The sequence below is a fragment of the Chloroflexota bacterium genome, assembly GCA_026389585.1.
GTDB lineage: Bacteria > Chloroflexota > Dehalococcoidia > UBA2247 > RBG-13-53-26 > JAPLHP01.
This window is the reverse complement of the sequence record JAPLHP010000097.1, coordinates 1-10,492: the sequence shown is the minus strand read 5'-3', so window position 1 is coordinate 10,492 and position 10,492 is coordinate 1. Positions and strand designations below refer to the sequence as shown.

Here is a 10,492-nt window from a genome sequence, read left to right as displayed (position 1 = left end):
CATCCTCGTTCTGTTTTCGGTTGAGGATGGTGGTGAACTTGGGGTCTCTGGTCCACTCCGGATTGCCTATCACGTCGCAGAAACACTGCCACTGTTCCTCGTTCTGCACAGCAATGGCTACCCAGCGGTCGCCGCCGCGGCAGGGATAGACGCCGTGGGGACTCATATAGAAGTCACGATTGCCGCGACGCTTCATGTCTCTTCCATTCACCGCGCAGTTCAGCACGTGAGGCCCCAGGAAGGTGACCCCACATTCCATCTGGGACTGCTCGATGTACATGCCCTTGCCTGTCTTGCGCCGCTTCAGAAGTGCTCCCATGATGGCGATCAGTGAGTACCACGGGGCAATGAAGTCAGAATAGGCGCTGAATATCATCGTAGGGTCGCTGTCCGGCCAGCCAGTCGTGGAGGAGTAGCCGCTTACGGCGTTGACATGGTGGCCGACTCCCTTGAAGAGGCGATGCGGGCCATTGCTTCCCTGCTGGCAAGTGCTCAGGTATATCACTCCGGGGTTCACCTTGCGGCAGCTTTCGTAGTCCAGTCCCAGGTCGGCCATGGTGCCCGGACTCATGCTTTCAGAGACAATATCGGCCCATTTGACCAGTTTCAGAGCTATCTCTTTGCCCCTGGGCTTCGTGATATCCAGGGCTATGCATAGCTTGTTGGTGTTGTATTCTGCGTAGAACGCACTGCGGTCAATGCCCGGCCTGGCATCCTTGAATGGGGCAAACGTTCTCAGCGGGCTCAAGTGCCGGTGGTTCTCGATGACGACCACAGTGGCTCCATGCTCGGCCAGTTCGCGGCTGACCTGAGGCCCGGCTGCCGCCCAACTGAAATCAGCTACCTTCAACCCTTCAAATATCTGCTTTGCCATTTCATCCTCCTTTAAGCTGATCCCCGGGATCAGATGACACCGTTCGCTTTGAGTATAGTCACCTGCTCTTTGGAGAGACCGAGTTCCTTCCCGTAGACTTCCTCGTTGTGCTCTCCGATGAGAGGAGCCCGCCTGTGAATCTTCCACGGCGTCTCTTTCATCTTGACGGGCGCTCCGGGGTACTTTATTGTCTCGCCCAATTCCGGGTGCTCCACCATCTCCCAGAAGCCCCGGGCCTCCAACTGGGCGTTCTTGAGGACATCCTCGAAGGTAGCGCAGGGGGCCAGCAGGATTCCCCTCTTGATTGCCTCTTCGTACAGTTCCGCTTTGGTCCTGGTCATCAGAAACTTAGCGACGTAAGAATTGCGGGTGTCGCTCTCCTCTTGAGTTATGGTGGCCGCATCCCACATGGTGGGGAAATCGAAGTCCTTCATTTCCAGGGCGTATCCCTCAGAGTTGGCCCAGTCCACCAATGCCCTGGATGATTGCGATGATCCGGCAAAGGCCCCGCCACCGAACATGAGGGTGACATAGCCATCCTTGCACGGGACAACGGTGCGGGTGAAAAGCGGGCCTGCCTGCGGCCTGACCGACACGAAGAACTGCCCCAGGCCTACCAGGTTCGCCTTGAGTATGTCGTAGATCTCGACGGCAACCATCAGCGTCAATTCCACCGCATCCTGCATAGAGACGTCCACGTGCTGCCCCACCCCGGTCATCTCCTTGTGATAGTAAGCCATCATCGAGCCCAGCCCGCCTTGCAGACCGGCGTGGAAATAGGACTGGGGATCGGCTCCCATGCGCACCGGGGGGCGTCCCAGGTCGCCCAGGATCCGGGCCATGCCGCCCATGGCGGCGCCGATGAGATCGGTGGCCTGATAGTGGGCGTAAGGGCCGGTCTGGCCAAATGGGGTGATCGAGGTTAGTATGATATCGGACTTCACCTTCTTGAGGTCGGCGTACCCCAACCCGACGTAATCCATGTAGCCTGGTTCGAAGGACTCGACCACGATGTCGGCAGTTTTCACCAATCTCTGAAACAAGTCCTTGCCGTCGGGCGTCTCAATGTTCAGAGTGATACCCCTCTTGCTGGTATTAGCCGCAAACCAGAAGAGGCTCTTCTCCGGGTCAGGGATGTCCTTGTAGAAAGGGCCGATGTTCCGGGCGGAGTCGCCCCCGGGTGTCTCTACCTTGATGACATCAGCCCCGAAGTCCCCCAGTACCTTACCGCACAAAAGCCCTTTTTCATCAGTCAGATCAAGAACACGACAACCGCCCAGCAGCGTGTTGCTCTTGGCCATAAAGCACCTCCAGCCCTCTTTTGCCAGCTCAAATAATACGACACTACGGACTGAGTTGCGACACAGCCTGATTGCCCGCAGTCCAGCCCTGTTGATAACACTGCCGACACCGGTGGTCACACGGCAGCACCTCATTATCCCGTGGATCGCCCACGATAACCTCTTCCACCTGCAATGGTGTTTTGGGGTGGTATAATACCGCTGCCTTCATCTTCATAGCCTTTCGTCAGGGCTACTCTATGCAGGCAGACCCTTCGCTGTCAAGTCAGACTGGCCTCACCACCCCACACACTCACACCCTGGTCTTCGCTGCAGCCACCGAAGTCGGATTCTCTTTCCATGTCCTCCCCGCTAACGCGGGAATTCCAGGGTCTGGATGCAGATGGTACAGGGTCGTGCTAGAATTGGCTGTCTCAACGCTTTAACCACTCATCGGTAATCTGCTTCACCTGCGGGACGTTACATCATGAGAAAGGAGGATGATTTATGGGCAAGGCACTGATGGGCCCTCAAACGCTGGTTTACCCAATGCCCGCAATGCTGGTGGGGGCAAATGTCGATGGCAAGCCAAATTTCATGGTAGTTGCCTGGGGTGGCATCGCCAACGGCGAGCCACCGATGATCTCAGCAGCCATACGCCATCAGCATCATACACTCAAAGGCATCAGGCAGCACATGACCTTCTCTGTCAATATACCTTCCGTTGACCTGGTGAAGGAGACAGACTACTGCGGCATTGTATCGGGCTCCAAAGCCAATAAAGCAGAAGTCTGCCATTTCAAAGTGTTTTACGGAAAGCTGGGTAACGCTCCTCTTATCGAGCAGTGTCCTGTCAATCTGGAATGCAAGGTCATACACATCCTGGACCTCGACAGCCATTCGCTGGTTATCGGCAGAATCGAGGAAACACACGTTTCCGAGAGCTGCCTCACCAGTGGCAAACCAGACGTCACCAAGATTAAGCCGCTGACCTATGTCACCAGTCCGGCAGCACGATATCAGGCTCTGGGAGAAGTCATAGCCAAAGCATTCAGTGCGGGCAAGGAACTTGTCTGATGGGGACAAGCCTCGCGCTGTTACTCAGGGGGCAATATGCACATATGCACATTTCCCTCTTGACAATTGATGTGTCATGTGCATATCATTCGCACAGTGTACCATGCCAGCACAAAAGTGCTAGGAGGACACCAGCAAAATAAAGGAGGAGGGAAAGAATGCCCCAAGCCTATTGCGTAAAGTGCAAGAAGAAGGTGGAGATCAAAGCACCCAAACAGGTCACTTTGAAGAACAATCGGGCTGCTGTGAGCGGCACATGCCCGTCCTGCGGGACAAAGGTATTCAGAATCGGGAAAGCCTAAGACACAATCCGATCCTTTGCCCTGCACAATCCGGAGAATCGTTGCTCTGCTTTCGTAATTTCATAATGTGAGCGCAGATTCTCCGCAGGGGTTGATTATTTTCTTTGTCAAGGCGAGCCAAAGGGGCAGCGAAGCGATCTGAGGGAACTCTGTAGGTTGCTTCGCTGCTATGATTCTGTAGCAATATAGGGCTTGCATGTGGGGTTTTTGCTTGACGCTGCTAGTAGTCTAGAGTTCTTTTCCCCTGAAGACTCGCCAGCCGATGATGAGAGTCAGCGCTATGACTAGCAGGCTCACTATCAGGGCTCCCCAAGGGTGTGTCCCGCTCCCTGCAGCAATATCATTTGCCCATTTCAGAAGCGCACCGGGGCTGTAATCTTTCATAACAGGGAGTCCTGCAGTCAATGCCATGACAATAAGCAAAACAAGTGCCAGTCCACCTGCAGCCAACTGGCTCCTGAAAAACGAACTGAACATCAGGGTCACAGCCAGACAAACCAGCAGGTAAAGCCCTGCCACCACGTTAGCCACAAGGAAATTCGACCCGCCCGGGTTGCCGAAGATGATCAGAGTATAAGCATAGCAGCCAAGGCTGCCCAGAGCTATACCTGCAGTAAAGACAAGCGTCAGGGCAGCCAGCTTGGCAGTCACAAAAGCACCGCGGCCCACGGGCTTGCTGAGGATCATAGCCGCAGTGCCCGACTCTCTCTCTCTGGCCACCATGCCCATAGTCACCAGGATGGCAGCCAACAGCCCCACCTGGCCAAAATTGCTCAGGTACTCCTGAACCGCATCCACGGCGGTGAATTCGGGGATAGTGATATTGAACATGTCCTCTGCCGGGACAAGCCGGGGCAGGTAATGGAGCAGCAGAGGGGTCCCCAGGCCAAAGAAAAGGAAGACGGCAGCTACTATCAAAAACCGGTAGGTCCTGACTTGCTGCTTCAGTTCCTTCCTCAATAAAACGGCAAACCCCGCCATCAATCTCCCTTTCTGCCCACCAACTCAATAAAGACATCCTCCAGAGTGGGCAGAACCGACTGGTACTGCCGGAGCGTAAGCCCGCTCTCGGCTATCAGCCTCGGCAATTCGCGCTTGGCTGCGGCCACATCGCGGGCCCGAACAATGAACCTGGAACTATTGCTGCCCTCAGCTACATCAACTTTCTGCACCCAGGGCAACCGCTCCAGCATGGCCACAAAAGGAGAGGCCATCTCCTCAAACTCCACCTCAAAAAGTGAATGGGCAAAACGCTGCCGCAGTTCATCCACCCCCGATTCCACGACAAGCCTACCCTTATCGATAATGCCCACCACATCGCAAACCCGTTCCACATCAGCCAGGATATGGCTGGAAAGAAAGATAGTGGTCGCCTGTTCCTTGAGTCGCAGGAGAGTATTCAGCACTTCAGCACGGCCCATGGGATCAAGGGCAGAGCTGGGTTCATCCAGGAAGAGCACCACCGGTTTGTTTATCAGGGCCTGAGCAATGCCCAGCCGCTGTCTCATACCGCGCGAGTAGCCGCCAATGCGGCGCGAAGCAGCGCCTGTCAGGTCCACCAGCTCCAGCAGCTCCTGACAACGCGCCCCGATTTCCTTTGACGGTAATCGAAAGACTTCTCCTACAAAGGTGAGGTATTCTTTGCCTGTCATCCAGTTATAGAAGGCAGGATCTTCAGGAAGGCACCCCACCTTGCTTCGGAGTGCTATTGAATTGTGGGCCACTTCCTCACCCGCCACCCAGGCCCTGCCTCCGGTCGGCCGGCTCAAACCAGTGAGTACCTTCAGGGTCGTTGTCTTGCCTGCACCATTGGGGCCAAGAAAGCCAAAGATGACACGCTCTTCAATGTTCAGGCTGAGGTTATCCAGAGCAATGGTGCTGCCGTAGTGTTTGGTGAGACCCTGACAACTTATCGCTGACAAAGGGAACTACTCCTCTTCACGGCCGATGACAAAATAAAGTATGGGGCCGATAATATTGACCACCACAATGATAACCCCCCATACCCACTTATTGCCCCCTTTCACCCGCTTTCTCTTTACCAGGTCATAAAGAGCGAAGGCCATAAGCCCAATCTCAACCAGGATCAGAGGGATAATGAGCAGCCACTCATTAGCATCCATTGATAATTCCTCCAAACCACCATCAATTCAACCCGACCAGTTCCCCACTCCGCCACCTGAAGGCCGATCTGCCGTGTCCTCTTGCCCAAAGTGTAGCATCTTGATTCCCCAGCCTGCAATCAGCCTTCTTATAGCAACTGCCCGCACGGGAACCAGGGGATAGATATATCCCTCCAGAACTCACCCTGCCATCATTCTGACTGGGTGTCATTATCCTAGAACTACCACAAAACCACTTGACACATTGTGACCATATCCCTTAAGATACGAGGCACCAGTAACAGCGGGCTGATTGATGGCCCCATTAAATAAAAGGAGGGCAAGATGGCAGAGAGTGTATACAAGATAATCGAGATCATCGGGACCAGCACCGAGTCCTGGGAGAAGGCTGCTGCAATGGCTGTGGAGATGGCTTCAAAGTCACTGCGTGACCTCCGCATTGCCGAGGTTGTCGAGATGGACTTGCAGATCGACGGCGGAAAGGTCCGCGCCTATCGGACGAAGCTCAAGGTTTCCTTCAAGTACGAGAAGGAAGACTAGCCGCTATACGCCCTTGGCAATAGAACCCGCGGAAACGCTGGGTGTTTGCTGCTGCAAAGGGCTTGAGCCCCGGGGTGATCTGGAACAAACCAGGGTATTCACCCAGGGTGGTGTTTTGCCAAATTCGGCAAACCGGTGCCTGGTTGCAGAAATAGGCGTCATTCGCTTTATGGGAAGAGACCCTTCGCCTTCGCTCAGGGTGACATATTGCATAGAAGTCAGGGTGGCAAACAGCCTAAATATCAGGGTGACAGCTTGGCCCCGTGTCATTGCGAGCGAAGCGAAGCAATCTCTGCTATGAGCTATGAGCCAAGTCGCCATGAGCTACGATTGTGTCATTCTGAGCGCAGCGAAGAATCTCGGCTGCCTTGTGCCACCAGACACTGGTTGTGAACGCTGTCTATTCTTCTACTGTGCCTGGGCCTTGTAGACCTTGCACAGAAGAGCGCGGTCGCACCAGCCACCTGATAGCTCATCGCACCACTCAGGGTCATCCAGAGTGAGGACGTTGGCATTGGACTCAAAGACACCGCTGAAATCAGGATCATAGGCTGGCTTTTCAGGGAACCACCAGCTCGCCTGGCAGTTGACCACGTTCGGCAGCATGCCGGGGTTAAACCTTGCCTTCTGCCTGATCCTGCCGCGGCGGGTCTCAATATAGGCCCAATCGCCTTCGGCAATCCCCAGCTTTCGGGCAGTGTCCGGGTGTATATCCATCAGCGGGTCGGGGTGTTTCTCGCGTGCGCCAATGCCCTTCTGCATGAACTCCGAATGGAACATGGGCATGTAGTTGCCGCCGGTGTTCAGGGTCAGCGGATACTCTTTAGCTACCTCAGGCACCCGAAGCGGGCTCTCGGGAGGCTCCTCGTAGTAAGGCAGGGGGTCATATCCCAGCTTCTCCAGGATGCTGGAGTAAAGTTCGATCTTGCCTGATGGTGTGGGGAAGCCCGTCCTCTTCCACGGCTGCAGATCAAAGGTATCAGGAAACACGGCACAGCGGTTTACGACATCCCTGAAGCTCAACCCCACAGGCTTGAGCCGGTAGTTGCTCACCTCCTCCGTGGTCCTCCAGGGCCAGTGCTCCTTCTGGCCGACGGCCAGGGCCAGGCCGCGGAAAAACTCGTAGATATCCCGCCGCTCCCCCAGGGGTGTTATTGCCTTCTCTCCACTCACGAGCAGGCTGCCGAAGTCCATCTGATTGGTGCAGAGGTCCCTCTCCATCCAACTGGCAGCCGGCAGCACGTAGTCGGCCAACTGGGCGGAGGGCGTCATAAACAGCTCCTGCACCACATGAAGTTCCAGGTTATCACTCTTCAGCGCCTCAAAGACCAGTCTGGTATTGCCAGCCCAGGCCAGCGGGTTGGAGCCCCAGGCGATCAACGCCTTGACGGGATAAGGCTTGCCCGAAAGGATAGCCCGCCAGAGCATCGTGGTATGCGCCTGTATCTGAACAGTGACCGGAGCTGGTACACCATAGACCCTCTCCAGGTGCGGCGCCACCAGGCTCCAGCCGTTGAGCGTGACCAGGCGGCAGACATCATAGCCCATCTGCTTCTTCCGCTGATCCATCGACAGCAGGTGCATCATGGAAAGCTCCGCTTCAGTGATGAACTTGCCGCCATTTGTGGGCTCCCCGGGACGGGCGATCAAGTGGCCTCCGAAAACGCCCAGATTACCGGTGACGGCACGCATGATGATCTTGCACTGTTCTGCACGGGTGCCATTAAGCCCCAACTGGTCAATGGCCACGCCGTACGGCATAGAGGCCGGCCCGTTGGTGGCATACATCCTGGCTGCTTCCGCAATCTTCTCCGCCGGAACGCCGGTGATTTCGGCCACCCGCTGCGGCGGATACTCCTGCACACGATCCTTCAGCTTTTCAAAACCAACCGTCCATTCGGCCACGAATTCCTTGTTATACAGTCCCTCATTGATAATGACGTTAAGCCATGCAAGAGCCAGGGCAGTATCCGTTCCCGGCCTTATCCGCAGCCATATATCGGCAATCTCGGCGGTCCTGGTCTGCCTGGGATCAACCACAATCACCTTAACGTCGCCTTTACGTTTCTTCTTCAGAATGCCGGCCCAGTTCCGCAGGCTTGATTCTGAAGGGTCAGAGCCCCAGTACACCACACACTTTGAATGCGCCATCTCGATGGAATAAGTAGTCACATCACCCATGACAGCCATGTTTATGGCCATATCGTTAATGCCGCAGATAATACCTGGCGCAAAGATATTGTGGGGATTGCCAAAGAGACTCAGGAAGCGACCCCGCGGCCAGTAGTCATTGCCCCGGTACGTGCCTTCAAGGACTCCCAGGGTTTCGGGGCCATATTCCTGCTTCAACTGGAGCAGCTTCTGCCCGATCTCTGCCAGCGCCTCATCCCAGCCGATCCTCTGCCACTTCCCCTCACCGCGACGGCCTCTCCTCTTCAGAGGGTACATCAACTGATCCGGGTGATAGAGCCATTTCGGTGCAATGCGAACCCTCTCACAGACAAAGCCATGGCTCATGGGGTGATCCGGGTTCCCCTTGATGCTGACCACCCTGCCATCCTCAACAGTGACCAGGACGCCGCACATATTGCTGCAAAACTGGCAACAGGTCTTCTTCACTTCCTGACGATTATCCAGGATAGAACCTCCCGTGGGTGCGCCAATTATTTCCTGAGGTGTTCGGGATATATCCACAAGTCCCTTTCGTATTGATATTATAACCCCCCATACCCTGTGTGTCCTGTCGAAAAATCCTGCGATAGGGCCACAGATTGAGAGACTGTTTAGCAACCGGGCAGTGCAGAGGGGCAGAAGCCCCTTCTCACAGATTCATAGTTGAATTTACCAAGGGGAATGCCCTATGATAAATCAGATTCTGGTTACAGGATGCCGTAGGGAGACGGGAGTTATCTTGCCTGAGAATTTGGGCCCTTTCAAATGAACAATGGCCGGTCACCTCCCTGAGGAGCCGGTCTTCTTGTCTCCGGTCTCTCTTTTGGCAATGAAGGACTGACCTATAAAGCCAATTAACAATATGAGAGACTGTTTAACAACTGGGCAGTGCATAGCCCTTTTGCCGGGGGCTTGGGGGTGTCCCCCATACCCTTTAAATGTCCCCCAAGACTGGGGGACTACAAAAGAGTTAATAGATAACCTCAAAGTCAATTAAGAACATGAGAGACTGCTTGGCACTGGGAAGTGCAGAGGGGCATAAGCCCCTTTGCCGGGGGCTTGGGGGTATCCCCCATACCCTTTCAATGTCCCCCAAGACTGGGGGACTACAGGGGGTTGAAGTTGAATATGAATAGTTTGAGAAACGGAGGATGAAACATGGCAAAGAAGACTATCGCAGAGATTTTCGACCTGAGCGGGAAGGGCTCTATCGTCACTGGCGCTGGCATGGGCATCGGGAGAGCCATTGCCCACCGCCTTTCGGAGGCAGGCGCCGGTGTGATGATTGCCGATATTGACCTGGATGCGGCTACCAAGACGGCACAGGGCATTAAAGAGAGAGGCCGCAAAGCCGAGGCCATCCGGGCTGATACCCGCAGCATAGCTGACGCCACAAAAGTGATGCAGGCCACGGTGGAGGCCTTCGGCAGTCTTGATATCCTGGTCAATAATGCCGGCATCTATCCGATGTCCATGGCGGTGGATACGACCGAGGAACTATGGGATAGGACTATTGATATTAACCTCAAAGGAGTCTTCTTCTATTGTCAGGCCGCCGCCCGTGAGATGATAAAGGCCAAGCACGGAGGAAAGATCATCAATTTAGCCTCGATAGACGCGGTGCATCCCATGGGTGAGGTATCTCACTACAATGCCTCCAAGGGCGGAGTCCTTTCCCTCACCAAGGCGCTGGCTCTGGAATGGGGCACTCACGGGATCCTGGTCAATGCGGTGGCCCCGGGCAGCGTCTGGACCCCCGGCACGGAAAAAACCAGAGTAGCGCGGGAAGCCTCGGGGAAGAGTGTCGAGGAACTCTTCAACAAGTTCATGAGCCGCATGCCCCTGGGCCGGCCGGGAGAGCCTGATGATATTGCCAAGGTGGTGCTCTTCTTCGCCAGCGCAGCCGCGGACTACATCACCGGCACCATGCTCATGGTGGACGGGGGATACCTGCTGAGCTAGCGCCCACTTGCAAGAATAGGTGTCATTCGCTTCGCGGGCGAAGAGACCCTTCGCCTTCGCTCAGGGTGACATATTGCCCCCCGTGTCTTTGCGAGGAGCGCACCGACGAAGCAATCTCAGTAGGGAGGCCAATGTCATTCCCGCGAAAGCGGGAATCCAGTC

The 10,492-nt window shown here is 55.3% G+C and carries 10 protein-coding genes; 4 read left to right on the top strand and 6 right to left on the bottom strand.

Features of this window, described 5'->3' with window-relative positions; all coding sequences use genetic code 11:
• Window positions 1-874 (bottom strand): CoA transferase (locus NTZ04_09065; GenBank protein MCX5992453.1); only part of this gene is annotated, 874 nt, incomplete at its 3' end.
• Window positions 875-903: 29 nt separating this feature from the next.
• Entirely contained in the window at window positions 904-2,175 is a 1,272-nt protein-coding gene (locus NTZ04_09060) for a CoA transferase (GenBank protein ID MCX5992452.1), read from the bottom strand.
• 486 nt (window positions 2,176-2,661) lie between these two features.
• On the opposite strand from NTZ04_09060, the gene NTZ04_09055 reads away from it, so the two are divergent.
• Entirely contained in the window at window positions 2,662-3,231 is a 570-nt protein-coding gene (locus NTZ04_09055) for a flavin reductase family protein (protein MCX5992451.1), read from the top strand.
• Window positions 3,232-3,389: 158 nt separating this feature from the next.
• Window positions 3,390-3,533 carry a DUF5679 domain-containing protein gene (locus NTZ04_09050; protein ID MCX5992450.1) on the top strand — a complete coding sequence of 48 codons (144 nt, stop codon included), beginning with the start codon at window positions 3,390-3,392 and terminating at the stop codon, window positions 3,531-3,533.
• A gap of 228 nt (window positions 3,534-3,761) precedes the next feature.
• Here the strand turns inward: NTZ04_09050 and NTZ04_09045 are convergent, their stop codons facing one another.
• The 3 genes from NTZ04_09045 to NTZ04_09035 are packed head-to-tail and all read right to left on the bottom strand — an operon-like array spanning window position 3,762 to window position 5,656.
• Complete coding sequence (locus NTZ04_09045) at window positions 3,762-4,514, bottom strand: ABC transporter permease (GenBank protein MCX5992449.1); 753 nt, start codon at window positions 4,512-4,514, stop codon at window positions 3,762-3,764.
• Window positions 4,514-5,455, bottom strand: a complete 942-nt coding sequence (locus NTZ04_09040; GenBank protein MCX5992448.1) for an ABC transporter ATP-binding protein — start codon at window positions 5,453-5,455, stop codon at window positions 4,514-4,516. Before NTZ04_09040 ends, NTZ04_09045 begins: the two co-directional genes overlap by 1 nt.
• A gap of 6 nt (window positions 5,456-5,461) precedes the next feature.
• Complete coding sequence (locus tag NTZ04_09035; GenBank protein ID MCX5992447.1) at window positions 5,462-5,656, bottom strand: PLDc N-terminal domain-containing protein; 195 nt, start codon at window positions 5,654-5,656, stop codon at window positions 5,462-5,464.
• Window positions 5,657-5,980: 324 nt separating this feature from the next.
• Between NTZ04_09035 and NTZ04_09030 the strand changes: the two genes are divergently transcribed.
• Window positions 5,981-6,196: a dodecin family protein gene (locus tag NTZ04_09030; GenBank protein ID MCX5992446.1), complete on the top strand. Its 216-nt coding sequence runs from the start codon at window positions 5,981-5,983 to the stop codon at window positions 6,194-6,196.
• Window positions 6,197-6,604: 408 nt separating this feature from the next.
• Here NTZ04_09030 and NTZ04_09025 read toward each other — a convergent pair whose 3' ends face one another.
• Window positions 6,605-8,890 (bottom strand): molybdopterin-dependent oxidoreductase, encoded by a 2,286-nt coding sequence (locus tag NTZ04_09025; protein MCX5992445.1) that lies wholly within the window; start codon window positions 8,888-8,890, stop codon window positions 6,605-6,607.
• Between the two features lie 636 nt (window positions 8,891-9,526).
• On the opposite strand from NTZ04_09025, the gene NTZ04_09020 reads away from it, so the two are divergent.
• Entirely contained in the window at window positions 9,527-10,330 is an 804-nt protein-coding gene (locus tag NTZ04_09020) for an SDR family oxidoreductase (protein ID MCX5992444.1), read from the top strand.
• Window positions 10,331-10,492: the final 162 nt, after the last annotated feature.